This is a genomic window from Paenibacillus sp. NPDC101420, from assembly GCF_050277435.1.
In the GTDB taxonomy this organism is placed as follows: domain Bacteria; phylum Bacillota; class Bacilli; order Paenibacillales; family Paenibacillaceae; genus Paenibacillus_AQ.
Map to the genome: position 1 here is coordinate 219,112 of NZ_JBNNSE010000001.1, position 25,384 is coordinate 244,495.

Below are 25,384 nucleotides of genomic sequence, written 5' to 3' on the forward strand. Positions count from 1 at the left end.
CTCTTACTTTTCGGATTTTGTTAATCTAGGCAGCCGTACCTCGCATCGGGTTCCAACTCCAGGCTGACTTGTAATTCGAATCTTACCGCCGTGTAATTCTACAAGCTTTTTAACAATGGATAGTCCAAGACCTGTACCACCATATTGCCTGGATCGTGATTTCTCAACTCTGTAGAAGCGTTCAAAGACATAGGGCAGTTCTTCCTCAGGAATACCTATTCCGGTATCCTCTACAATAAATAAAACGGTATCTCCGTCGACATCCTCATCTACATGGACGGTAATCTCACCTTCATCCGTATAACGGATCGCATTCTCCAGAAGATTCATCATAATCTGTTCCATACGCTTTTCATCTCCACGAACCCTATACGAAACTCCATGATACATAATCTTCAGCTGAAGTCCCTTTTCTTTGGCTTTCAATTCCACTCTGCGTACCGCTTGTTCTGCCATGTGCTTAAGATCTATCCAGTCCAGCGTAAGTGAGATTTTACCTTCTTCCATCTTTGCCAGTTCAAATAAATCTTCTACCAGATGCTCAAGCCGATGCGCTTCCTCGTGAATAATATCCAAATACAGATCTCGTTCCCCTTCGGTCTCATAAAGCCCATCCTTTACGACCTTAGTATACCCCTTCAAATAAGTGATGGGTGTTCGTAGTTCATGAGAAATGTTGGCTAAAAATTCCTGACGCGTGTCCCTATATCTTTGCAGATCTATAGCAAGGTCGTTAATAGCTCCTGCCAAAAATCCGATTTCATCGTTACTCCGTATGGAAAGTCTCGTTTCCAATTCACCGGCAGCAATTTTTCTAGTCGCCTTCTGCATCTTGATCAGCGGCCTGGATAACAACAAACTAATTATTCCCGTGATCCCTAGTGCCAATATAAAGGCCCCAATTCCTGCGAGCAACAATAGATTACGGATAGAAGCCAAGGATTGCTTCATATTCTCTGTAGAGGACATTACATATAGTGCAGACTGGATGGTTTGACCATTTGAAATTGGTTTCCCAGTGATGAAATATCTGTGTCCAGTAGGATCTGTATACTCAAAATTCACACTTTTTCCGGCAAATATCCGACTAATATCCGAAGCATTTATGAATGAACGATCTGCGCGGTCATGAATACCCGAATGCAGAATGACACTACCGTCTTTTGAAATATTAAATATACTCACGTCCGAAAACTCTGCAAAAGTACTCATCATCTGCTCATTTGAACTATCCGGTGATTCAGCCATTACGATAAAATGCGAGGTTAGCTCCTCAGTTTCTTTTTGCATCTCGTTGTAATAAAAACTGGTAAACATTCGGTCTATCGTTATCCCAAGAATAAACAAAACAACTAAAAAAACAGACATAATAACTGACCCGAGCTTCAGTCCGATCATATTATTCTTCATAGATGATTACCTGGGATCTCAAATTTATAGCCTAACCCCCATACCGTTTGAACAGGATTATAAGACAGACCCGCCTTATGTAATTTCTCGCGAATATTCTTAATATGTGTGTCGATGACACGGTTCTCACCCTCATAATCATTGCCCCATAAACGCTCCACTAGTTCTTCTCTCGTAAAGACACGGTGCGCATTTTGTGCCAAGGCCGTTAGCAGATCAAATTCCTTGAGTGTAAACTCAACTGCTGTATCCAGAATATGTACCTCACGAGCATCCGGGTAAATCGCAAGCTCAGGGTAGCTCAGAACCTTTTTCAGAGGTTGTTGGGTCGATGTAAGCATTGAACGCCGTACCAAAGAGTAAATTCTTGCGACTAATTCCTCTGGCTCGAACGGTTTGGTGAGATAGTCATCCGCGCCTATGCCGAGACCACGAACCTTGTCCTTAGTTTCCGATCGAGCTGTTAGCATTAGAACGGGGACAGAGCTTACCTCTCTAACGGCTTTACAGACCTGCCAGCCATCCATATCTGGCATCATCACATCCAGCAGGATTAGATCAAAGTTCTGTTGATTCAGCAAAGTGAGTGCCTCATGCCCCGTTGACGCTTCTCTAGTCGTTATTCCTTCTCTTGTTAAATAAATCCGAATTAAATTCCGCATGTTCCATTCATCGTCAACGATCAGTACCTGAAGCTTATTCAAGTTGTTCACCTCTTCGTGGCCTAGTGACCGGAATGTGGATTGCCTCCTGCCGCCGGTGAGATTTCCAGCATATCATCGATTTCGCTTTGGACACTTCCTTTTATTGCGTTGATGTCCCCAGTTAACCAAGCATGATTATAGGGGCCTTCTGCTGGTGAATCTTGAAATTTAGGTTGAAGGGTCATCATATATTCCATCACGGAATCTGGCAACCCGTCATTTTCCGTAAAGATAAGCGGTGCATGTTTCCCTAAATGCGAAAAAGGTGCAGCGGCGATCGCCAGCATCGTTGAATCGGTAGTCAACAAAGACAAGTTATGTCCAGGTGTCGTTATGCCCCAGCCGAAACCGTTGCTGGCGTCCTTAAAAGCAGCAAAAGCAATGGCATTCTCATAAATGTCTTTTCCAGCTATACGGGTTACTGTGCCGAATTCCTGTAATTGCTTTTCTACTGCTGTAGATACAACTTTTTCAGGTCCTAAGATATAAATCGTAGCCGAACCACCACGCTCTTTCAAAGCATCAACCGTAGGGTCTGGAATTTCATCTTTTGTTACATAGAGAAGCGGCTCTGGCATATGGGCGATCCAATTCACCGCAGGCAGTGTGTACTCAGGACTATCCATAGAACCTACAATGACTGCCTTTGGAAGTTCATCGGAAGCTTTTGCATAATAAGTATCAATGGCTTGTGCTACAGCTGCCGGCTCATCCCCTTCAATTCGGTCTACTTTCAGATCCAGTGTCTTTAATTGTGCTTCGACATTGGAAGCCATGGGTCCGACGAGCACTACTTGTACACCATTATTACCTTCTGCGCCTAAAGGATTCAATCGCTTAAGCTCTGCTAACGTTGCCTCAGGGACACCCTCTTTAGTTGTAAAAAGAATAGGGCCATTATTCGGATGATGGATCAAATCCGCACTAACCGCGGCAATCTGCCAATTGCTTACATCCGTTAATACTACACTTGAAGGTCTGTTGTTCTTCGTCTGTGCAGTCCAAAGGGTTTGTGAAACGATAACTGCTGCCTCAGTAGGGTCAGAAGTGTTTATACGAGTTGTGTTTTTTGTTGCGATCCATGGTTGATCCACTGAAGATATAGAAGCTTGCTTATCTGATCCAGATGGGGCATTATTGCCCGATTGACAGCCAGCTAACACTGAACTTAGAAGCAATGTTACAGCAACTATGGGTATGATTTTTTTCATCCTAAACCCTCCATTTTAAATTTCTCGCTTAATTTAGAGTAGTTTAGTCTATAAATGTGTAGAAAGTATGTAGAATTTAAAATATATAAAATTTGTATATGATGTAAAAAGAGCACCTGTAAGCCATAAACGACTTAGGATGCTCTTTTACTTTAGGAATTCCGTTTCTGCAATTACCAGTGTTTAGCGATAAAGGAATCCCGTCCGGATTGCTCACGATCCTCTTTATAATGCTTGGGATTCTTGTGATGATAGTCCTGATGATATTCTTCCGCTCGATAAAAGGTTGGCACTGGAAGGATTTCCGTCACAACGGGTCCTGAGAATCTGCCACTCACAGCAACCTGCTCCTTCGAGGCAAGGGCTGCTAAACGTTGTTCTTCGTTATAGTAAAAGATGGCTGTCCGGTATTGTGTTCCTCTATCCTGAAATTGTCCACCATCATCCGTGGGATCAATCTGAGGCCAATATAATTCAAGCAGCTTCTCGTATGAAAAAAGCGATGGATCAAACGTAATTTGTACCACCTCGTAATGTCCTGTTGTTCCTGTTTTGACTTCTTCGTAAGTTGGGTTCTCAGTTAATCCTCCAGCATATCCCGATACAATCCCTTGGATACCTGGTAACTCCTCGAACGGTGTAACCATGCACCAAAAGCAACCACCTGCAAACATTGCTTGTTCCATATGTTCAAGTCTCTCCCTATCCATCATCATCTAGTAAATAACATATGCTATGACGATAATGCTTCTAGGTTATAATGTCAAAGGAAATCATTCATTTACATTCGAATTCGATGCTTTAAGGCGTTATAATATAACAAACAACGGAATTAGAAAGGAACAACCTATGAATAAAAATCGTTTGGGTCAGTCCGATTTATATGTAAGTGAAGTAGGACTCGGATGCATGTCCTTAGGTACGGATGAGGCTAAAGCCATTTCCATCGTCCATGAAGCGCTCGATCAAGGCATTAACTTTTTAGATACAGCCGATCTGTATGATGAGGGTCGTAATGAAGAGATCATTGGTAAGGCGATTCGCCACCGCCGCGGTGAGGTTATATTGAGTACAAAAGTGGGTAACCGCAGAATTCCAGGTCAAGAAGGCTGGAGCTGGGATCCATCAAAATCCTATATTAAATCCGCAGTCAAAGTCAGCCTAAGACGCCTCCAAACGGATTATATCGATCTGTATCAGCTGCATGGCGGAACGATCGATGATCCGATGGATGAGACTATTGAAGCCTTTGAAGAACTTAAGCAAGAGGGGCTAATCCGATATTATGGGATCTCTTCTATTCGACCTAATGTCATTAGAGAATATGTAAAAAAATCAAATATTGTCAGTGTAATGAGCCAATACAGCATTTTAGATCGACGTCCTGAGGAGGAAATCCTCCCTCTGCTGGCCGAGCATGGGATCAGTCTTATTGCCCGGGGTCCTTTGGCGGGTGGCATCCTTTCGGAGAACGGCCGCAGTAAGGCAGAGAAGAAGTACCTAGATTACAGCAGTGAGGAGCTTCTGAAATTGCATGATCAGCTTATCCAGGAAACGAGCCACTCTCGCCCCTTAGGACAAACTGCACTTCATTATCCTCTAGCTAATCCATCTGTAGCGGTTATCATTCCTGGAGCGAGTAGCATGGAGCAGTTGAAGAATAATGTAACGGCTGCTAAGTCAACCCCACTGTCTTCGGAGGAAATCGAAATGATCCGCGGGTTGAGTAAAGCGAACCGCTACACACTACATTTGTAAAGTAGTCTGTCATTTATAAAATTAAGAGCGCCAGTTAAGAAACTGACGCTCTTAATTTTATTTTCTTTTACCGATGTATAACAAATGGGATGAGATGCCCAAGATTGAGGGATCATTTGCTTTGGATATGAGAAAGTTAATCAAGCTCTCTTCCCCTTCTTGGTGAGTCCAATACTGTTGCTGCTCTGCAGATAACATGGCTGCAATACTTGATGAACCAATTAAATCTATCGACTCAAATCCATTCCTTTCCATGAAAGGCTGAATCTCATCAATGTTAAAATAATAAGCACCTGTAAATCGGCCCTTGTCACTATGATTAAAGATTCCGCTCTCATAGAATTCATTGATGGTGTTCATATTATCGTTCGGTTTCCACTGCTGCGGGGATTGTAACGAATTAATGGTCATTCTCATTCGACTTTGAAAAGCCACGAATACTAAGCCATCTTGCTTGGTCACGCGGTGCAACTCTTTTACTGCTAAAATTCGTTCCTCTTCCTTCTGCAAATGATACAAAGGACCGAGCATCAATGAAACATCATAATTCTCATTAGGTATTCCTTCTAAATCAATAGCATTTAAGTTATGAAACCCGTCAAATTGCTTAGTTAATTCTAGTTCAGCTGCCTTTTCCGTTGCTACTTCAACTAATTTAGGTGTGATATCTGAAAGGGTTACTGTATATCCGAGCTTAGCCAGTTCCATCGCGTATTTACCGGGTCCTGCGCCATTATCCAGCACCTTCCCAGCTGATGGCATATATTTCTTGATATAATGGAGATTAATAATGAACTCTAAAGGTTCTCTATCCAGCCTGCCCCACTCGTCAAAGCTTGAGTAATAATCAATAATATTGCTCATCAACATAACACCTGCCTTCTTTTGAAATATATTATCTTCGATATGTCGAAATTTTTCTATAGTTCTTTCTTACATTTTACCATTATAAAATTGATTGAAGGTTTATTCTTCATGTTCTTATTAGGCTCATCCATTTCTGAAAACTCAACCAGTCCATATGGTTCAAAATCTTGTGTGATGGTGTCAGAATCATAAAAGAACATTTTCACGCCATCCTTCGTCTCAAAATAATCTTTGTCTAATGGTTCGCCCTTTCCAAACATAGGAGCATTTTTCGAAACTGTTGTAAAAATCATATAACCACCTGGCTTTAACTGGTTGTAGCAATCCTTAATGAACTTTTCTCTTTCACTTTTATTCAACAGATGAATAAGACCATGGCAAAATATTCCCTCATAGAGGTTATTATCATACGGCATGTCATTCACTGAACCATGAAAAATGCTAATATCAATTCCATTTTGCCTCGCCAAATCAATTGCTGTTTGAGAAATCTCAATACCCGTTACATTTATCCCACTCTCTATAAAAACCTTTGCATTTCTGCCATATCCAATCCCTGGTACCAATATGTCTTTAACATTCCTCTCAAGGAAAAAGTCCTTAGTGGCGATCGCAGAGTCTGTAGGTTCAAATCCCCACATCGTTTGTTTTTCTATAAAGCTTGATTCCCAGAATTCCGTCATATTTCATTCTCCTTTATATTAAAGTCATTACGGACTTATATTATCTTTAATTATATTCAAAAAAGAACGGATCTTTACTCCGTCTTCATTGTTTTCGCCAAATCTGCAATTTTCCTGTTCTCCAAGTACTGCTCCATCTGTCTTTCAGCGTCAATCACTACCTGTTGAATCAGGCACTCGCTACCGTGATCCAGGCTACATTCGAACAAAGATGCAGTCCCTTCGATCGCATGGATAATATCCAGAAAAGAGATCTCTTCGGACTTCCGTCTGAGACGATACCCACCGTTTGCTCCGGGTGCAGATTGAATCAATCCAGCCTTGACTAGCTTGGTCATCATTTTGGACAGATAGGTTTGCGAAACACCCAGCTTCTCAGCAAGTAATTGAACACCTACAGGCTTATCGGACGCCGCCGTCACCAGATAAAGCATTGCATGAAGCGCATAGTCTGTCGCTTGGGAATATTTCATTCAGCACCTCCATTAACGACTTTGAAAATCCATAATAACTCTAATCGTTAAAAAAGACAAGCATGTGCAATCAGCTGCTTTCTTCTATCCTCTGGAAAGAAATTCAGATCTATATAATTTCCCTTACAACTGGTTCCGATGTTGAAATAATATCAACGACATGGTCAATACAACAGATCCCATAGTGCTTATATGGTTTTGGAAAATCCTTTGATGCAAATATTCCATTAGAAATAAAATCAAGATACCTTGATTTTTTATAAATCCTAAATGTTCTTCCGTCAAATTCCTCGTAATCATCCCAAGAAGTAAAGAATTCATTTCTAATCGAATATGCAATATAGGAGTGAAAATCAACTTGTATTATGGGAGAGCTTTTCTCACCATCCATAAGAGGCACAGCTATATCACTAGCTTTGCTTTTACAAAAAGATAACCTTAGTTGATTTACCTCCGGCTCTATTAGACCAAAGAAAAACACATCCTGCAATTCTTTTAAATCTGTATATTCCATCTCATCTCCCCCTCATCACTAATTTGTTCTTACTCCATGTACTACTATTTCCTTTGAAGACAATACTCTACTCTTTCGCGTTACGGTTAGCTTTAACATGTTTAAGCTGAGCAACTATAATGACACTAATAATGACCAGAAGGAACCATGAACTGATCTTACTGACACTAACCACATGCCATACCTGATTCTGATCAGGATATTTCCAAGCATTAAAGAATGTAGCGATATTCTCAGCTAACCAGATAAAAAAACCTACTAAGAAAAAAGCCAGTGTCAAGGGCATCCGATAAGTAGTGTTTCGTACCCGATAAATGATCCAAGTTTTCCAAAAAACAATGAGTACAAGCCCCTTTAGCCACCAGCGAAAATCAGGAATGAAGTGATGCGTGAAAAAGTTCAGATAGATAGCTGCTCCGAGCGATCCAGCAGCAGCAAGTCCCGGCCAGCCCGTCATATCCATTTTCAGTCTACGCCAAATTTGACACATATAGCTCGCGACGCTCGCGTACATAAACCCGCTATACAGTGGCACTCCAAACACCTTGGTTAGCCCGGGTTCAGGGTATGACCATGACCCCATTCTTATCTTAAAAATTTCCAGCAGCAAACCAATAATGTGAAATACACAGATGACTTTAATTTCATCTAGCGTCTCTAATCCAGTACGGTACATAAGGTATTGAACGGTAAGCAATATAATAAGAATGGCATCATATCGGTAAATGTAAGGCAGATCTATTACGTTAGAGAGAGCTAAAGTCCCAAAGATCGCAATAGGAAATATGCAACTCATCGCCTGATGATAGCCAAAATGCAGAAACTGCGTTGTTGATTTCAATGATGCTCTCTCCTTTCCAGGCAATGCTGTTCTTTTCAATCTGCGGAGTCGATTACTCATTACGATTTAAGCATCTTCGTCCATTAGGTATTCTAAAATATCTCCAGGCTGACATTCTAAAGCTTTACAAATCGCATCAAACGTTGATAATCGAATCGCTTTTGCTTTTCCATTTTTCAATATAGAAAGATTGGCCATTGTTATTCCAACCCTATCTGTAAGCTCAGTAACGCTCATTTTTCTTTTAGCTAACATCACGTCAATATTCACTATAATCGCCATTATTTTCACCTCAGACTGTTAAGTCATTTTCTGATTTTATTTCTATGGCATTTTTCAAGAGCTTTTGAAGAACAGCAGCAAAGACCGCAATCACGATTGGAGCACAAGTCATGACAAGTCCGAGTACGACTAGACCTGGTGCATCGGCTTCCTGTGCCATTTCGTAAATAAGTGGCATACCTGCCGCATATAAGATACTGATGATGATTGCACAGTAAATTATATTTTTTAAAGCCTTAATGGATAGTTCTGAGAACGCTTTGTTCTTGTCAATATAGCTTAGAAGTCTTAACGCCTGATATAAAGCTACGAAATAGGCTATCACTGTTACATACACCCCTATAAGAACGGGATAAACCAAATACACCGGATAATCTCCAGCTGCCTTGTTAGGTATCGTAGGTAACCAAAAAATACACAAAGCAAGAACCGGAATTCCAATAAGAATTACAACTATCTTTAAAAAGAGTGTTTCACGTTTCATAAACTGCACCTCACAAAGTTAATAATCTGGATTCAATTTATCACATAATTTATCGTTATTCAATATATATTGATTGTATTACAATTATTTTTTATCATTAATATAACCCCCTATTATTTCACACCTCCAATTATTGCACATCAAAAAGGCCCCCTCCTCATAAAGATTGAGAAAAGAGCCCTGCCTCTACTATTCATTTATTTCTTAAGTCTCCTCGTCACTTTTGTATTCTAAAATATCTCCAGGCTGACAATCTAAAGCTTTGCAGATCGCCTCTAATGTTGATAATCGAACCGCTTTCGCCTTTCCATTTTTCAATATAGACAGATTAGCCATTGTTATTCCAACCCGCTCCGAAAGCTCGGTCACGCTCATTTTTCTTTTAGCCAGCATCACGTCAATATTAATAATAATCGCCATTGTTTTCTCCTCAGACCGTTAAGTCATTTTCTGATTTTATATCAATAGCTTCCTTCAAAAGCTTTTGGAGCACCGCAGCAAACACTGCAATCACCATGGAAGCAAAAATCACAACCACCCCAATGACAATGAACCCTGGGGCATCATCTCTCTCCGCGACGAGATAGAAAAGTGGCAATCCCACTACATAAATTCCACTGATTGCAATTGCACAGTTCCTGATATTTTTTAATACCTTTACAGATAATTCTGAGAAAGCGTTGTTGTTGTCAATATACCCTAACAATTTGATCGCTTGATACAATGCAAAGTAAAAAGGTATCGCCGATGCATACAAATCAATGTACAAGAGATATTTAATATAGGTTTGATCAGGGTATAATTCTGCTGCATAATTCGAAATCGCAGGCACAAAAATTATACACAAGGCAAGAACTGGAAGTCCAATAAGAACAACAGCTATCCTTAAAAAAAGCGTTGATCCAAGTTTCATAAAACACACCTCACAAAGTTATTTTCAAAATTGAATCTAACATATAGTTTATCGTTTTACAATATATTTTAATCGAAAAATAGTGTTTAATGACTGTTTTATATTTCACGACTAAAAAGGCCGAGCTAATCGACTATTAAAAGTCATTAACCCGGCCTTTGTCACCTTTTTATATCTCTTTATGTCTCTTTATATCTAATTTTCTATTCTAAAAATAATTCTAGAACTGACCGAGATCGATAAAATTCAAATCCATGTTAGCTTCATCTTCAGCCTGCTTGGCGGCCTCTGTTGATATTACTTTTCCTTCGTACTCAAGGTTACCGCTTGTCAAATTGAATACATATAGACGATTACCTTTGAAATTCTTATACCCCATAATATAGAGATGGTCTTGTTTAAAAGCATAGGTAATGTTTTCACTTAAATCTATATTTGTATTCTTCAGAGTAGTCTCATATTCTTTACTCACGAGATCGTAAGAAATAACAGTGAATCCTATATTTTCCTTACTCGATACAGCTTTTTGCAGGAAATAAATTTTCTGTCCATAGACATTCATAATATTATTCAATAACATTTCATGCCCTTGGAATGTGAGTGGAGAGATTTGTCCTGTCTTAACATCCACTTGATATGCCTTTCTATGATTATCTCTACTAATCCTTAAAATCCATTGCTCCGTGTGCTCCAGATTTTGATTGGCTAGCCATGCATATTGAGTATCCCCGTCTGCCGCTACAGATTTACCGCCTGGTAACGCGAGCGGCTCATTCTTAATCTCTTTTGTGGTTAGATTGACACGGAGGATCTGCGGTTCAGATACATAACCTTTGGCACTGTGATTCATAAACACCATAGCAACAAGCTGCTGATCAATAAGCTGTACATTTTGTACATACATATCTGAAATATCATGATCTACATTGATATCGGATGTGATTTCCAGCGTATTGTTCTTTTCCTTGTTAAGCACAGAAATACTGAGCTTAGCATTCTTCTTCACTGATGAATCATTTGTCCGCTTCGTATCTACTGTCGCATTAACATAAGCAAGCATTTCCTCATTCTCATAGAAACCAGATGTGTTTGTCTTACCGCGCATGAACTGACGATGCTCTTCAATCCACTGATCCAATTGCGTTTTCATTGGTCTTCGATTTAAGCTTTGGCTAATCGCAGACTTTTCATCTGGATAATCTGTACCATTTGTCGTGATATAAGCTCGTTTGATGCCAAAAGTACTATCCTTAATCATGTAGTTTCCGTATACAGCTATACCTTCAACGAGGGAAGCATCCCCTTGAACCGTCGTCAGCTTATAATTAGGTGGTGTCTCTTGTGAAGCTTGTACATAATACGTCCCGATTGTAACAACAGCGAACACTACAAGAACGGCGGTAACCATATATTTTCTCATTCCTTAACTTCCATCCCCTTCAATTATACCGATATTTTCTTACGCAATAGATACAAGCTGTACCAAAGCGAACCTCCAACAATGATCACTATTAATCCGAGACAAACGCCTATGATTTCACCTGGATAGAAGTAGCTATCGTAACTGTTATAACCCATAAGAAATGGTATTAAGGCTAGTCCAGCCAGAACCGCTAAATATAGTACGATAAAGCCAATCCCTTTCAGTCTGTAGCTCCGCTCGATTAGAATCACTGTGAACAAAACAATCAAGCCAATAATGCCCAGTCCATAGTATAGTACAAACTCAGAAAAGTAGGGCGGAACCAGAACTTTAAGCACAGTAGGATACTTCAAAAAATCAAATACCGAGATGTTCCGATATATTTCAGCAGGAAGAATCGACTGTGCTATCAAACGTTCCAGTGGAACAAGGATAATTTGCAGGGCGACAAATCCAAATGCGAATAACAAGATCGTAACCAGCTTGGCAAAATACAAATTCGCCCGATTGGATGGCAACGTGAGCAGGCGATATACTACCGTATTTTTACCTCTCCAGTCACGGTACCAGATGAAGCAGCTATATATTAGCAACACTGTGATGCTCAAAAATATGGGTCCGAAATATAGAAGTCCATTATAGCGAGCATACATCATACTGTTTAGCTGAATATATCCAGTCACATTGTGATATTGCTCAAGGGTCCATTGATTCACTCTCATTGCCTCATTCGCAGAATCCAGCCAATGATTAGCACCGAGGGTGACTGCTACAAGTTGCAAGGCGACTGTCAGCACCAGGAGTCCAAAATATATTTTGGCAAATCGGTTCATTTCAAAATTCAATAGCTTCACAAAGGCTCTCATTTCTTATACACCTCTCTCATTACGTCCGTAATGGACTTACCTTCCTGCTCACGTACTTCTTCACAGTAGAATTCACGTTCTACCTTCCCATGCTGTAGCAAGACCGCTTTATCAATTAAATGCTCAATATCGTTAATTTCATGAGTTGTAATAATCACACCACGATCCTCGATCAATTCACTCGTGAACACATCAGTAATTTGCTCGCGGCTGAACATATCAATCCCCGAGAACGGTTCGTCCATTAGGATGTAATCACAATCCAAGGCAAGTCCGAGCAACAAATTTAACTTTGCAGCCATCCCCTTCGACAATGAAGACACGCGATCTTTAGAGCTCAACTGGAAGAACTTAAGCAATTCCTCTGCACGTTCAGCGTTCCAATTCCGATAAAAGTCAGCCATAAAGCTGAAGCAATCAGCAATTCGCATATTGGAAGGCATCGTTAACGAATCTGGAATAAAAGTCATTTTCTCATACATCGCAGGTGTTAGTGATGCATTATCGATTAAGACTTCACCTTTGTATGGTGTCAGTCCCATGATGGACTTCAGCACCGTTGACTTTCCGGCACCATTGATTCCGATCAGGCAGGTGATCTCTCCTTTGGCAGCAGTAAAGCTAACGCCATTTAGTACCTTCTTGAATCCATAATTCTTCACCATCTGATTCACTTGGATCATCTTGTGTCACCACCCTCTGAAGATCGCTCTAATGTATATTTTGTCTTTATGATGTCTACCAGTTCTTCAACTGGAATTTGAATATTTCGAATGGAGCCGATGAATATATCCACTGCACTTTCGATTAATTCAGCACGAATCGAGCTTAGTATTTGCTGATCCTGTGTAATTCGACTTGGGGAATTTCCTTCTGTTACGATCAAACCCTGTTCCTCCATTTCCTTATATGCCTTCTGTGCCGTGTTCGCATTAATCTTCATTACTGATGCCAGCTCACGCCGTGAAGGAATCTTGTCTCCTGCTCCGATTTGCCCTGTAGCAATCTGTTCTTTAAAGTAACGGACAACTTGAATATATACCGGTTCTCGAATATTAAAGCTGACACCTGATTTTTGTTCTTCTGTCATACAACCAACTCCATATACTAAGTGTGTGTACTAAGTGGTTCATACATCTTATTTATGTACTATACGTGTAATACACTTTTGTGTCAATAGTTCGGATTTGAGCTTAGACTTGGCATACACATACAAGGGTTATGGGTTTATTTGCAGTAAATCTCATAAATATATTGACGTTATTAAGTAAAAAGCACGAGGATATACATAAAATAAAGGCGAATTCTTACTCGAAATGGAGTGAGAATTCGCCTTTATCTAATTGTTATTCAGCAACCTTTTTATCGAGCTCATGCTTCTAATTTTAAAAAACGATAGTTATTTCTTATGTAGTTAAATCCTGAATAGATAGTTATGACTAGTGAAATATAGATTAGGATTTGATCGATAGGTATATTCGTAAAAAGGGTGAATGGATGGTTTGTAAACATAACTGCAGTAATTGCTACAACTTGCGATACCATTTTAATTTTTCCGTATCGATCAGCTTGCAACACTATTTTCTGAGTGACAGCAACAAGTCTAATCCCTGTAATGATCACTTCCCTCGCTACAATAACTAAAGCAACCCATGCGTATAACATCTGCTGACTTACCAGTAGAATCAACGCAGCAGAAATGAGCAACTTATCCGCTAATGGATCAAGTAACTTTCCAAGGTTCGTAACCTGATTATACTTCCTAGCAATATAACCATCTAGTTTGTCAGTGGCTGAAGCGAGTAAAAAAACAATAGCTGCATAATAAATCCCCTCTGGCCAATCAGGATATTTTGAGAAAAGCACTATAAAGATGGGGATTAATAATATTCTGGCGATTGTTACTTTATTTGCAAGATTCATAATTCCCTCCTGAATTCATTTTCAAGAATATAACCTTCATTGGAATTTTTTATAATGATATCAAAGTTTCGATGAAAAGGATGCATAAATAACTCATATTGAATTCTACGGTCTTCATGAGATTTCCTTAAATATTTGATGTCTGTTCCTCTTTCAGAGACATCACGTATACTCCTTCTCATCAATTCAGTGTCTCCATCCGTATATAAGTACACCTTCAGATCAAACAAATTCGGGTCTGCAAAAGCAACGCTCATGCCCTCTACAATATTCACTCTGTTTTGTGAAGCTATCATTGTACTCTTTAAATAATTAGTGTCTATTGTATAAAAATCTAAACCATCTCGCATCATTCGGATGTCTCTCTCTAGAGTAGATATATTATGAGCAGAAGGATGACAAGCTGTCATTTTATTACGATGACGTTCATTGTTATATTCATAATCGATTACAGTGTACTTTCTAAGATGAGAGCCGATTATATAGGGATCAGTATTCATATAATTCACCTTCTCATGACCCAGAATCTTTAAAAGATTATGGGCAAATCTTGTCTTTCCAGATGCACCATGACCCGAAATCCCAATAGTAACTCTTTTTTCCTCACTGCTTATCAAATTGGCTATTTCATTTAATATTTTATCCATAGTTTCCTCCATCTTGTCGTTATATGTATGCCCCTCCATTCTAGAGACTTGTTATACCAAAAATAATCTTAAACGCGTTATAACTTTTCTTACTTTTTTTAAAACCTTGCTTTAAGTCTAGGATTACTACAGTTTTACCAATCCAAATCCTGATATATAGAGAATGGAACCTTACCGGTTTCACAATTCCTTTTTCTTCAAATTCACTTCCATCCTCTAACTCCGTTTCGGTTCTAATAAACCATGTATTACCTAGACCAAATTCAATATATTTCATATATCTAGCACACTTTCCTCCCAAGAGATTAGATGAGCCCATTCATATAATCATACTAATTAGGATTAATCTGGTAAAGAACAATTATTGTTAAACTACCTTAACTGATAAAAGAACAGGCTGCCGAATATTTGCGGCAGCCTGTTGTGATTGTGTTATGATTTTATTTCCCTTAGATAAAACTCATATAATTGATCAATCGATGAACTTGAAAAGATAGGCGTAGCTTGTTCAATTTTCTCACGTTTCCAATCAAACCAACGCATTTCCTTTAACTTTTCAATTTCACGATCTGTAAATCGTTTTCTAATCTCTTTAGCAGGATTGCCACCTACTATTGTATATGGTGGAACGTCTTTTACAACAACTGAGCCTGCCGCAACAATAGCACCTTCCCCTATTTTCACACCTGGCATAATCATTGCATTCATCCCAATCCAAGCATCACTTTCTATGATCGTATCACCTTTAGGTTCGTAAGAGGTTTCAATCTGGTCCACAAAAGGATACACGGTAATCCATTCAGGATGATGATTGTGATTTCCACCCATTAAAATAATTACACCACTTGCAATACAAACATAATTTCCTATAATCAATTTATCTAAATGCCACCCAAAATCTTCGATCGGGTTAAATAACTTTCTTGACGGTTCGTCTCCCCAAAGATATCTGACGCACCCGTCTTCAAAATGATGACTATCGTAATAACCAGAGTAGTACGAGTAATCCCCTACCTCAATCATTGGATTGGTGACAATATCCTTTAAATACTTCGTTTCTGACCAGTGGTTAAACAGCTGTTGTTTCATTATTTTCCCTCGCTTCTAAGTAATTTATAGCATTTATACTTAGAAGCTTGATACAGTAGCGACATTCTTAAACCGTTTCAAACGACGAACCATCGTCCTCATCCTTTTCCTAATTGATGGGGTCATTGTAACAAATGAATGATTTATTCGTCAAATCAACCTTACGGTTTCCTTCTACCATACTGATAATCTTGTTCTGAAGTCATTCTCACTCGTAATGTACTGAACATCTTCATATCCATTTGAAATCGCGTTATGGCACAGCGCTTCAAGCTTTCCTTGGTCTTTACAATAAACTGTAGCATATTCACTATCGACGACTAAAAGTACAAGCTGGCAATCACTATTTAAGAACTCCTCATAGGTCTGAACATCAATTACATCCTTCTCTCGTAGAAAAGCCTTGAAGTTCGCAAAGATGATATAGTATTCGTTATTCTCCAACAGTTCTTTCAGGACTAAACAAAAAACCTATGAATGAAATCCATAGGCTTTCTTGAAGAAAATCTCTGTCAATTATCATACTTTCGAGCGATTGATCATTGCTTAACTATGCACTCGCTCTTTTCCACCTAGACCCAATGTAGTTGCCGTTAATGTGTGCACTTCATGCAAAAGCTCTGGATTTTCCAGTAGTGACAGGCCATAAGAAGGAATCATTTCTTTAATTTTCGGTTCCCACTCTTTTATATGCTGAGGGAAACATTTATTAAGTACTTCAAGCATCACATGAACAGCCGTAGAAGCACCTGGGGAAGCCCCAAGCAATGCTGCAATCGAACCATCTGCGGCGCTAATTACCTCTGTACCGAATTGAAGGATTCCTTTGCCATCCTCTGTATCTTTGATTACCTGTACGCGTTGGCCTGCTACAACTAGATCCCAATCCTCTATTTTGGCATTCGGGATAAACTCTCGTAATTCCTCCATGCGTTTTTCTTTCGATAACAACACTTGCTCGATCAGGTATTTGGTCAAAGACATGTTCTTTGCACCTGCCGACAGCATCGTTAGGAGATTATCCGGTTTTACGGAAGTGATCAAATCAAACATTGAACCGGTTTTTAAAAATTTTGGTGAGAAGCCAGCAAACGGTCCAAATAACAACGATTTTTTGTTGTTAATAAATCTAGTATCCAGATGCGGAACAGACATTGGAGGCGCTCCAACCTTAGCTTTACCGTATACTTTTGCATGATGCTGGGCTATAACTTCTGGTTTATTACACACCATAAATATTCCACTTACCGGGAATCCTCCAATATGTTTCCCTTCAGGAATACCGGATTTTTGCAGGATATGCAAGCTTCCTCCCCCGCCACCAACAAAGACAAATTTTGCAGTATGGTGTTCAATAGTACCGCTGTCGTTCTTCACTCTCAAGTCCCACGACCCATCGCTAGTACGTTTGATTCCATCTACACTATGTTTATAATGGAGATCTACATTCTTACTCTTTAAGTGATCAAATAACATACGCGTTAAAGCGCCAAAGTTAACATCTGTGCCTGAGTCGATTTTTGTTGCTGCTATAGGTTCATTCGATGGACGATTTTGTATAATAAGCGGTATCCATTCCATTAATTTGCTAGAGTCATCGGAAAATTCCATTCCTTGGAACAAAGGATTTTTTGATAGCGCTTCAAATCTTCTCTTCAAAAAAGCTACATTCTTCTCCCCTAGTACCAAACTCATATGGGGCAAGGGCATGATAAAATCCTGAGGATTATGTATCAACTTACGATTTACCAAATAAGACCAAAATTGCATTGAAAGTTGAAACTGTTCATTAATTTGGATGGCTTTACTTATATCTACAGTTCCGTCGGATTTTTCGACAGTGTAGTTAAGCTCGCAGAGCGCCGCATGTCCAGTTCCTGCATTATTCCATTCATTAGAGCTTTCCTCACCTGCATTTTCGAGCTTTTCAAACACTTTAATCTTCCAATCCGGCACTAATTCTTTTAAAAGTGTTCCTAAAGTCGCACTCATGATTCCAGCACCAATTAAAATGACGTCTGTTTCAGTTGCACTTTTGCCCATTATTACCATCCTTATCCCCTGAATTTTGCAGAAAGGATGTGGGCGCTCCTTCTTAGGCGTCACACCTTTTCTGTCTCAATTATACCCTTATCCGAGTGTATTACAATTATTTATAAATTTAATATCTACTATTATATGAAAAAAATAAATTATTTAAAAGCTTGCAAAAAAGAGAGAAATAAGTCCTCCAGGTTAAGGAACTTATGCTACAGCCATAAACCCGCTTCTTGCAAGGATTAATAACAGTTAAGCATTATAAATAAAATAAATGAACATACCGCCCGCAGCAGCAAGATCAACAATTGCCCATAAGAAGCTTTTTCGAATTAGCATGAGTAAAGCAGCAATTACACTAACAAAACAAGCAATGAGCATAATAAAAAAGGTGGTGAATAATCCACCAGAAAGAAACATCAGTACGTATAATATGACAAAGATAAAAACAATGGTCTGCACAATGGAAATTAGCTTGGTGTTCGTTCTAATGTTCAGTAGTATTTTCTCCATATTGTATGCACCCTCCAGATATCTTGCTGTTAATAACCTATACTTACTTTAGATTATTCCACTAAGGAGAATTAATCAAATCCATCTTCCTCTGCAAGTCGTAGTCTTCTTAGTGTTTAACCAAATGCGGGAAGTCCCTAAACACGAAAAAGCTGCCGCATTCGTAGATAAATCTACATATGGAACAGCCTTCGCTATATTTATGACTTATTTGTTCCTCTGCGATGAGCTATAAATACGCTTCACCAGTTCCAGCGCCTTTATCCCCTCAGGACCATCCAGCCAAAACTTTGATCCACTGAAAATATGGTCATAGAAGTCCTCAATTAGTCTCTTATGCCCAGTCCCCCAATACGATTTGCCTTCCGCAGGACTGAAAATAGGCTCACAAACCAAGGTTTCCTTCCCATCTTTCCAAAGATATAAGTGCTCTCGACGGAGGTTAAGCGCCCCCTCTTCAAAAACTAGCTCCAACTCCACCGGAGAGTTCTCAAGATAGGTATTCGTGCCATAAAACAGCCCGCGAGCATTATTGACAAAATCGATACAAGCATGGGCAGTATCTTCTACTTCAATGACGCCATCAAGCACATCCGTGGTAATACTGCCTTTCACGGATTTAATCTCACCCCCATACCACTGTAGTAAATCCAAGGTATGAATGGTCTGATTAATTAGAACACCTCCGCCTTCCGTGGACCACCTTCCTCTCCAATTGCTATCTTTGTAGTAACTTTCGTTTCGATGCCAGGTTACGACACCTTTCATACAAAGCAGTTTCCCTAAATCACCAGAATCTATAGTCTTCTTAATATAAACGGAAGCATCATTATAACGATTCTGGAACACCACACCAAGCTGGCCGGAGCTCACTTGCGCTGCTTCCAGCATGCGCATGGCTGAAGGAAGGTCAACGGCGATTGGCTTTTCAGTTAACACATGCTTCCCCGCACGTAATAGCTCTTCAGCCATTTCTGCATGAAGATGATGAGGTGTACAGAGATGAACAACATCAATACGATTATCATTTAATATTTCTCTATAATCATCAGTGGCATCGCAGGCATATTCTATTCCCTCTCGTGTAGCTTTATCAGCATCAATATCTACAACTAGAAGTAGATTTACATCTTTTATTGCTGATATTGCTTTAGCATGGAGAGGAAATATCGCCCCGCAGCCAATAATCGCTACTCCAAGTTTGTTCATCTTTACCACCTCCATTCATTATTCCATTCGCTATTTTAGTTGATTAGGAGTTAGATTCATCGCTTGGGCTTGAGCCTTCAAACATAGTTCAGCAGCTTTGAAGACATGTGCTTGAGTCATGGACAGCTCCGTCCGGTTCAGACAATCGAGGATAAGTTCACCAAAGAACGGAAATCCAACCTTTCCAGCTACATGTTCGTAATGCTCCCCTTCCCCGTTCACCCAGTACACATGATCTGGTGTATTTGAACGCCCGATATCGCTGTATTTGCGCAGTTCAATGTACCCTTCAGTTCCCATGATCATTGTACGTCCATCTCCCCAGGTTCCGAGTCCGTCTGGCGTAAACCAATCTACACGGAAGTATTGGGTTGCCCCATTGTCCCCAACAAGCGTCGCATCACCGAAGTCCTCTAATTCAGGGTAAGACGAATGATTATAATTAGCTACCTTACTGTGAACAACTGAAGCATCCTGACAATCTGTATAATACAAAAATTGTTCAATTTGGTGGCTGCCAATATCGCATAGAATTCCGCCATATTTCTCCCGCTCAAAAAACCATTCTGGACGGCTAGATGCATTTAAACGATGCGGCCCTAATCCAATGACTTGAAGAACACGACCAATAGCCCCCTGACGGATCAACTGTCCCGCATAGATTGCGCTTTCAACATGAAGACGCTCACTATAGTAAACCATATACTTCTGATTGGTTGCTGCGACCATAGCTCTAGCATCATCCAGTTGTTCAAGTGTTGTAAAAGGGGTTTTATCCGTAAAATAATCCTTCCCGTGAGCCATAACCTTATTTCCTAAGGGGCCTCGTTCTGATGGAATAGCTGCCGCTGCAACTAAGCGAACTTCTGGATCTTCCAATATTTCATCCATAGACTCAGCAGCCCTAACTCCAGGATATTTGGCTATGAATGCTCTAACTTTCTCTTCATCCGGATCATATACCCATTTCAGTTCTGCACCAGCCTCAACTAGCCCATTACACATCCCGTAAATATGACCGTGATCGAGTGCAATAGCTGCGATGATGAATTCACCTGGCTTCACTACAGGTTTAGCTTCATATGTGGGTGCATAGGTCATCCCATCTATTCTATTCATCAGAATCCTCCTAATGGTTTCTTATCGATTCTATAATAAGCTAATGAGATAGCGCAGACTCATCTCTAAGCTCTCAAAAGGATCACGTCTACAAACATCCTGCTCCACTACGTACCATTCAACACCCGTCTCATGACAAGTAGCAATGATCTCCGCATAGTTCATGTTTCCTTCGCCTATTTCAGCAAAAACCTGTTTCCTATCAACTATCGCCATATCCTTTAAATGCACAACCTGCATTCTGCCTTCAACTTTACGTATCCATTCTTCCGGACTCGCGCCACCTGCCTGCACCCAATATAAATCAAGTATGAAACCAACTGATGGATCAGTCTCATTGAGCAGTACTTCCATTCCAGTAGTACCTTCAAAGCGTTCAAATTCAAAATCATGATTATGATAAACAAATTGCAGACCGTGTTGTTCTTTTAATATTATTGCAATTTCAGATATCAATTTCGCAAAGTTCCGGTAGCTTTCAAGTCCCGTACGAAATTCTTCTGGTAAACTTCCAAGTCCAATGTATTTGCAATTCCACAGCTTATGCTCTGCGGCAAGCGCATCCAGATCATTCACTAACCGATCCCAGGACACATGGGTCGCACATATAGCCAGCCCCGCTTCATCCGCATATTTTTTAACGAGAATCGGATTAATCGGTCCAATGGATGAAATCTGAATGCTCTCATAACCCATTGCCGATACCTTTTGAAAAGTTGATCTTAAATCCTCCGCAGTTTGAGTATAATCACGTAACGTGTACATTTGAGCCGCAATCATCGAACGTTTCATAGGATTCTACCTCTCTCTTTCGATTTAATGAGTTCCTTTAACATTCAATGTTTTAGATTCTGAGGTTTCCTTTTGGAAAGTCGAGTTTTTTACTTTTTCCATCAGCTTATCGTAGAATAAATCCGAATCTATCGGAAGCTCCACCCAATTGTCCGTCCAAGCCGATAAATACATGGCATTTGAAAGGGTTAGCCCCTTAATCCCTTCCTCCCCGGGAGCAAGTAATGCCTCATCATGCAAAATGGCATTCGTAAAGTTCCGTAGAATTCCTTTATGCTGCTCCCCTCCGCCATCTTGTACAGGTATCTCACATTTCCAACATTCCGGACTACCGAAACCTCCCGTAAACTCTGCGTTGAACTGCGGCTCTGGTGTACGTAAACGCCAAAAGGTTAGCTTCCCGTCTTCCACTACGATTTTTCCATTATCGCCATTGATTTCAAAACGATTAGTTCCCGGTGCCTCTCCAGTTGTAGTAATAAACAGACCTGTAGCGCCATTCTCGTATTCCACATAAGCGGTTACATCATCTTCAACCTCAATGTTGCGATATTTTCCAAAGTGGCAAAATGCTCTTATCCGCTTCGGCATCATGCCTGTCGTCCATTGCCATAAATCTAGCTGATGAGGATCTTGATTAAGCAATACCCCGCCACCTTCACCCGCCCATGTCGCCCGCCAGCCACCAGAATTATAGTAGTTCTGCGATCTATACCAGTCGGTGATAATCCAATTCGTCCGGCGGATCTCACCTAACTCACCAGACTGAATAAGATCTCTCAGCTTCTGATACAAAGGATTAGTACGCTGATTGTACATGATTCCAAATTTGCGGTCAGACTGTGCTGCAGCATCGTTCATCTGTTGAACAGCTTTCGTATAAACACCTGCAGGCTTCTCCACTAGTACATGATAACCATGCTGAAAAGCTTCGATTGCAAGTGTAGGATGATCATAATGCGGAGTACAGATTAATACCGCATCCATGATACGTGACTCGAATAATTCCTTCGGCGTAGAATACTTCCTAACATTCTCAGGTAACTGCTCTTCAGCCCATTTCAAACGTTCTTCTCTTATATCACATACGGCTGTAAGCTCAGCCCCCTTAATCTCACTCAGCAGACTTTGCGCATGTGCGGTTCCCATATTTCCAATACCAATAATCCCATAACGAACTGTATCCATCTCTGATCACTTCCTTATTAATGGTTATGGTTAGAGGATATACTTTATTTAAGGACATGAACATGATCGAAATTAAGAACTATTTGTATTTGAGTAAGATGTTTTAGTTAAATGAAACCGTTATAATGAGGATACAAAAGATTTAAAGGAGTTAAATGATGAACAATTCAGGGAACTTATCAGGACGTCTCCTGCAGAATCTCAAGGTTACTGTGACCCATGCCCAACTTAGTAATAGATATCCCGGATGGAACCGCACGCTGGAAACCCCCGCTTTTAATCGGCTTTATTTTATTGATGGGGGTGAGGGGAAAGTAATTATAAACGGGATTACCTACTACCCGAAGCCAGGTCAGATAATGATCATGCCTGCGGGGAGCACACAAACTACCGAAACTTCTATTGATGATCCCTATATCCGTTATTACTGCCACTTTGATGCTGACATTGGAGAATGGCCCTTATTCCATGCGGAGAAAAAATTATACATCTGTGATTCGCCTAATCCAGATTCAATAAGGGCAATTTTCGTGGAGATGATCGAACAATTTCAAAAAGACGATGTCTTATCTATCCTTCGCACACAGGCTTGTTTGCTTAATCTCATTGCCACTTGTCTTGAATCGAGCGACAGTAGTCATACAGATTTTATGACGCAATTCATACACACCGGAGACCATGGTAAGCTGGCTCATGTGCTCCATTACATCGATAATTGTCTAAATAAGCCCATAGAGATTGATGAACTAGCAGAGCTTGTCCACCTGCACCCGAACTATTTTATACCTTATTTCAAAAGATTCATGGGGGTGACTCCAATGGCCTATGTTCAATTGAAACGTATGGAGCACGCTAAAAGACAGCTTTCTTACACAGATTACAGCATTTCAGATATTGCGGAACAAGTCGGCATGGAATTGGCTCATTTCTCTAAATATTTCAAAAAGACGATGGGTCTATCCCCATCCACTTATCGAAATAGTACGAAGTAATTCACATAGAGATGTTCCTCTGAATGAGATGAACTATAATAAAAAACAGCATGAAACAACATTTTTTCAAGGTGGCGGATGATCATACATATTAGGACAGCTACATTTAGCGACACACAAGATATTGCAAAACTATCCAGTGAGCTCGGATATCCTTTAAATATCGAACAGCTAGCAGATAGACTTCAAGATATCAGAAATCGTAAAGATCATGCTATTTATGTAGCAGAGTCGGATAGCCAATTAATCGGATGGATTCACGCCAATGTGCGAATGTTAATTGAATCTCCGCCCTTTGTTGAAATTTGTGGTCTGGTGGTCGATGGGCAGTATCGCGGAGAAGGGATCGGCAGACAACTTGTTGAAACCTGTGAACGCTGGGCAGCACAAATTGGAGTGAACAAATTAAGAGTGCGCACCAACCAAACTAGAGAAGATGCGGTATGTTTCTATACACGTATTGGATTTTCGCAGAAGAAAGCTCAGTTCGTGCTTGATAAGGAACTTTAAATACATTCGAGACTTTTAGTGAGGGAATTCTATGATTGTGGATACATTACGGGTTTTCGTTACAGTTGCTGAGCAAAGTCATTTCTCTAAAGCAGGAGAATTACTGAATCTATCTCAACCCGGTGTCAGTCTACATATCCGGAATCTTGAGAATGAACTAGGCGCAAAACTTCTACACCGATCTCCGAAACAAGTAAAATTAACCGAAGCAGGTACAATACTTTATAATCACGCCAAACAAATATTGGCCCACTTCGAAGAAGCTCATCAGGAAATACAAATGCTACAGGATGAGGTTACTGGCAGTATACATATTGGTGCGAGCTTTACGATTGGAGAGTATATATTACCTTCAAGACTTGCGGAATTTGCAAATCAATACCCACAAGTCAAGCTTCAGGTGACGATCGGTAATACTGAAGAAATTATTGCTGGGGTAAGAGCCAATGAATTGGATATTGGGTTTATCGAAGGAGAAGCCCATGAGAATGATCTGATCGTTACACCTTACATGAAGGACGAGATGATTATGGTCTCCCCGGCCAACCACCCTTTGTCAAAAATAGTCTCTGTGGAGCAAGGGATGCTACAAAATCAGGTTTGGGTTCTGCGAGAGCTTGGCTCTGGAACGCGTGCTTTCAGTGATCATTTCATTCAAGAAGAAGAGATTTCTGTCAAAAGATCCTATGTCTTCAACAGTAGTCAAGGAGTTAAGGAAGCCGTTGCCGCAGGTCTGGGAATCGCGATGCTCTCCAGATGGATTGTGCGCAAAGAATTAGCAAGTGGTGAAATCTGTGAGCTTCCCATCCGACATCATCATCTTGAAAGACAATTCTCCATCATTCGCCATAAAGAAAGCTCCTCCTCCATGGCTACCCATGTCTTTATTCAAAAACTACTTGTCTCTAGAAAAGATAAGTAGTCAGGTAAATCCAA

Annotated in this window: 32 protein-coding genes; 4 read left to right on the forward strand and 28 right to left on the reverse strand. The window is 40.1% G+C overall.

From position 1 onward, the window contains the following. Positions 1-3 precede the first annotated feature (3 nt). The 4 genes from ACQKMP_RS00855 to msrA form a co-directional block, all read right to left on the reverse strand. A complete protein-coding gene (locus tag ACQKMP_RS00855) occupies positions 4-1,410 on the reverse strand; it encodes a sensor histidine kinase (protein WP_339247916.1) in 1,407 nt (468 codons plus the stop codon). Further along, on the reverse strand, positions 1,407-2,114 hold the full coding sequence (locus tag ACQKMP_RS00860) for a response regulator transcription factor (RefSeq protein ID WP_339803615.1): 708 nt from the start codon (positions 2,112-2,114) through the stop codon (positions 1,407-1,409). Before ACQKMP_RS00860 ends, ACQKMP_RS00855 begins: the two co-directional genes overlap by 4 nt. 20 nt (positions 2,115-2,134) lie before the next feature. Beyond that, on the reverse strand, positions 2,135-3,325 hold the full coding sequence (locus ACQKMP_RS00865) for a cell wall-binding repeat-containing protein (RefSeq protein WP_427468650.1): 1,191 nt from the start codon (positions 3,323-3,325) through the stop codon (positions 2,135-2,137). A gap of 173 nt (positions 3,326-3,498) precedes the next feature. Further along, complete coding sequence (gene msrA, locus ACQKMP_RS00870; RefSeq protein WP_427468651.1) at positions 3,499-4,011, reverse strand: peptide-methionine (S)-S-oxide reductase MsrA; 513 nt, start codon at positions 4,009-4,011, stop codon at positions 3,499-3,501. Between the two features lie 163 nt (positions 4,012-4,174). Here msrA and ACQKMP_RS00875 point away from each other — a divergent pair, with 163 nt between their 5' ends. Continuing rightward, positions 4,175-5,083: an aldo/keto reductase gene (locus ACQKMP_RS00875; protein WP_427468652.1), complete on the forward strand. Its 909-nt coding sequence runs from the start codon at positions 4,175-4,177 to the stop codon at positions 5,081-5,083. A gap of 57 nt (positions 5,084-5,140) precedes the next feature. On the opposite strand, the gene ACQKMP_RS00880 is transcribed toward ACQKMP_RS00875, so the two are convergent. The 24 genes from ACQKMP_RS00880 to ACQKMP_RS00995 all read right to left on the reverse strand — a co-directional run bounded on the left by ACQKMP_RS00880 (position 5,141) and on the right by ACQKMP_RS00995 (position 22,946). Beyond that, positions 5,141-5,947 carry a class I SAM-dependent methyltransferase gene (locus ACQKMP_RS00880; RefSeq protein ID WP_340974835.1) on the reverse strand — a complete coding sequence of 269 codons (807 nt, stop codon included), beginning with the start codon at positions 5,945-5,947 and terminating at the stop codon, positions 5,141-5,143. A gap of 56 nt (positions 5,948-6,003) precedes the next feature. Continuing rightward, positions 6,004-6,633 carry a class I SAM-dependent methyltransferase gene (locus ACQKMP_RS00885; RefSeq protein ID WP_427468653.1) on the reverse strand — a complete coding sequence of 210 codons (630 nt, stop codon included), beginning with the start codon at positions 6,631-6,633 and terminating at the stop codon, positions 6,004-6,006. 74 nt (positions 6,634-6,707) lie between these two features. Next, positions 6,708-7,106, reverse strand: a complete 399-nt coding sequence (locus ACQKMP_RS00890) for an RrF2 family transcriptional regulator (protein ID WP_427468654.1) — start codon at positions 7,104-7,106, stop codon at positions 6,708-6,710. 109 nt (positions 7,107-7,215) lie between these two features. Further along, positions 7,216-7,620 carry a hypothetical protein gene (locus ACQKMP_RS00895; RefSeq protein WP_427468655.1) on the reverse strand — a complete coding sequence of 135 codons (405 nt, stop codon included), beginning with the start codon at positions 7,618-7,620 and terminating at the stop codon, positions 7,216-7,218. Between the two features lie 67 nt (positions 7,621-7,687). After that, on the reverse strand, positions 7,688-8,461 hold the full coding sequence (locus ACQKMP_RS00900) for a DUF817 domain-containing protein (RefSeq protein WP_427468656.1): 774 nt from the start codon (positions 8,459-8,461) through the stop codon (positions 7,688-7,690). Positions 8,462-8,527: 66 nt separating this feature from the next. After that, positions 8,528-8,743, reverse strand: coding sequence for a helix-turn-helix domain-containing protein (locus tag ACQKMP_RS00905; RefSeq protein ID WP_379421696.1), 216 nt, complete (start codon positions 8,741-8,743; stop codon positions 8,528-8,530). A gap of 10 nt (positions 8,744-8,753) precedes the next feature. Continuing rightward, positions 8,754-9,227, reverse strand: coding sequence for a DUF2975 domain-containing protein (locus ACQKMP_RS00910; RefSeq protein WP_405176545.1), 474 nt, complete (start codon positions 9,225-9,227; stop codon positions 8,754-8,756). A gap of 204 nt (positions 9,228-9,431) precedes the next feature. Continuing rightward, positions 9,432-9,647 (reverse strand): helix-turn-helix domain-containing protein, encoded by a 216-nt coding sequence (locus ACQKMP_RS00915; RefSeq protein WP_042127458.1) that lies wholly within the window; start codon positions 9,645-9,647, stop codon positions 9,432-9,434. A 10-nt stretch (positions 9,648-9,657) separates the two neighbouring features. After that, entirely contained in the window at positions 9,658-10,140 is a 483-nt protein-coding gene (locus ACQKMP_RS00920) for a DUF2975 domain-containing protein (protein ID WP_076298949.1), read from the reverse strand. A gap of 220 nt (positions 10,141-10,360) precedes the next feature. Continuing rightward, positions 10,361-11,560, reverse strand: coding sequence for a hypothetical protein (locus tag ACQKMP_RS00925; protein ID WP_379421698.1), 1,200 nt, complete (start codon positions 11,558-11,560; stop codon positions 10,361-10,363). Positions 11,561-11,583: 23 nt separating this feature from the next. After that, positions 11,584-12,429, reverse strand: a complete 846-nt coding sequence (locus tag ACQKMP_RS00930) for a hypothetical protein (RefSeq protein ID WP_427468657.1) — start codon at positions 12,427-12,429, stop codon at positions 11,584-11,586. Further along, positions 12,426-13,112 (reverse strand): ABC transporter ATP-binding protein, encoded by a 687-nt coding sequence (locus tag ACQKMP_RS00935; RefSeq protein WP_042187925.1) that lies wholly within the window; start codon positions 13,110-13,112, stop codon positions 12,426-12,428. Before ACQKMP_RS00935 ends, ACQKMP_RS00930 begins: the two co-directional genes overlap by 4 nt. Then, positions 13,109-13,519: a GntR family transcriptional regulator gene (locus ACQKMP_RS00940; RefSeq protein ID WP_427468658.1), complete on the reverse strand. Its 411-nt coding sequence runs from the start codon at positions 13,517-13,519 to the stop codon at positions 13,109-13,111. Before ACQKMP_RS00940 ends, ACQKMP_RS00935 begins: the two co-directional genes overlap by 4 nt. A gap of 281 nt (positions 13,520-13,800) precedes the next feature. Beyond that, entirely contained in the window at positions 13,801-14,352 is a 552-nt protein-coding gene (gene pgsA / locus ACQKMP_RS00945) for a CDP-diacylglycerol--glycerol-3-phosphate 3-phosphatidyltransferase (RefSeq protein WP_341060683.1), read from the reverse strand. After that, complete coding sequence (locus ACQKMP_RS00950) at positions 14,349-14,999, reverse strand: uridine kinase family protein (RefSeq protein WP_427468659.1); 651 nt, start codon at positions 14,997-14,999, stop codon at positions 14,349-14,351. The genes pgsA and ACQKMP_RS00950 overlap by 4 nt, the downstream gene beginning before the upstream one ends. Positions 15,000-15,039: 40 nt before the next feature. After that, complete coding sequence (locus tag ACQKMP_RS00955; RefSeq protein ID WP_076285828.1) at positions 15,040-15,276, reverse strand: DUF3977 family protein; 237 nt, start codon at positions 15,274-15,276, stop codon at positions 15,040-15,042. Between the two features lie 155 nt (positions 15,277-15,431). Then, entirely contained in the window at positions 15,432-16,088 is a 657-nt protein-coding gene (locus ACQKMP_RS00960; RefSeq protein WP_149644407.1) for a CatB-related O-acetyltransferase, read from the reverse strand. A 174-nt stretch (positions 16,089-16,262) separates the two neighbouring features. Continuing rightward, positions 16,263-16,544: a DUF2691 family protein gene (locus tag ACQKMP_RS00965; protein WP_427469195.1), complete on the reverse strand. Its 282-nt coding sequence runs from the start codon at positions 16,542-16,544 to the stop codon at positions 16,263-16,265. A gap of 90 nt (positions 16,545-16,634) precedes the next feature. Further along, on the reverse strand, positions 16,635-18,131 hold the full coding sequence (locus ACQKMP_RS00970) for a malate:quinone oxidoreductase (RefSeq protein ID WP_427468660.1): 1,497 nt from the start codon (positions 18,129-18,131) through the stop codon (positions 16,635-16,637). Positions 18,132-18,377: 246 nt separating this feature from the next. Then, a complete protein-coding gene (locus ACQKMP_RS00975) occupies positions 18,378-18,638 on the reverse strand; it encodes a hypothetical protein (protein ID WP_076285831.1) in 261 nt (86 codons plus the stop codon). A gap of 207 nt (positions 18,639-18,845) precedes the next feature. After that, the gene (locus ACQKMP_RS00980) at positions 18,846-19,847 is read right to left on the reverse strand and encodes a Gfo/Idh/MocA family oxidoreductase (RefSeq protein ID WP_339247891.1); all 1,002 of its coding nucleotides are present in this window, start codon (positions 19,845-19,847) and stop codon (positions 18,846-18,848) included. Positions 19,848-19,877: 30 nt separating this feature from the next. Next, on the reverse strand, positions 19,878-20,966 hold the full coding sequence (locus ACQKMP_RS00985; protein WP_379421703.1) for a Gfo/Idh/MocA family protein: 1,089 nt from the start codon (positions 20,964-20,966) through the stop codon (positions 19,878-19,880). A gap of 30 nt (positions 20,967-20,996) precedes the next feature. Then, positions 20,997-21,758, reverse strand: a complete 762-nt coding sequence (locus tag ACQKMP_RS00990; RefSeq protein ID WP_427468661.1) for a sugar phosphate isomerase/epimerase family protein — start codon at positions 21,756-21,758, stop codon at positions 20,997-20,999. A 24-nt stretch (positions 21,759-21,782) separates the two neighbouring features. Continuing rightward, a complete protein-coding gene (locus ACQKMP_RS00995; protein WP_427468662.1) occupies positions 21,783-22,946 on the reverse strand; it encodes a Gfo/Idh/MocA family protein in 1,164 nt (387 codons plus the stop codon). A gap of 158 nt (positions 22,947-23,104) precedes the next feature. On the opposite strand from ACQKMP_RS00995, the gene ACQKMP_RS01000 reads away from it, so the two are divergent. The 3 genes from ACQKMP_RS01000 to ACQKMP_RS01010 all read left to right on the forward strand — a co-directional run bounded on the left by ACQKMP_RS01000 (position 23,105) and on the right by ACQKMP_RS01010 (position 25,370). Then, positions 23,105-23,938: a helix-turn-helix domain-containing protein gene (locus ACQKMP_RS01000; RefSeq protein WP_427468663.1), complete on the forward strand. Its 834-nt coding sequence runs from the start codon at positions 23,105-23,107 to the stop codon at positions 23,936-23,938. Between the two features lie 78 nt (positions 23,939-24,016). Continuing rightward, positions 24,017-24,448, forward strand: a complete 432-nt coding sequence (locus ACQKMP_RS01005; RefSeq protein ID WP_042187898.1) for a GNAT family N-acetyltransferase — start codon at positions 24,017-24,019, stop codon at positions 24,446-24,448. A gap of 31 nt (positions 24,449-24,479) precedes the next feature. Beyond that, a complete protein-coding gene (locus tag ACQKMP_RS01010) occupies positions 24,480-25,370 on the forward strand; it encodes a LysR substrate-binding domain-containing protein (RefSeq protein WP_427468664.1) in 891 nt (296 codons plus the stop codon). Positions 25,371-25,384: the final 14 nt, after the last annotated feature.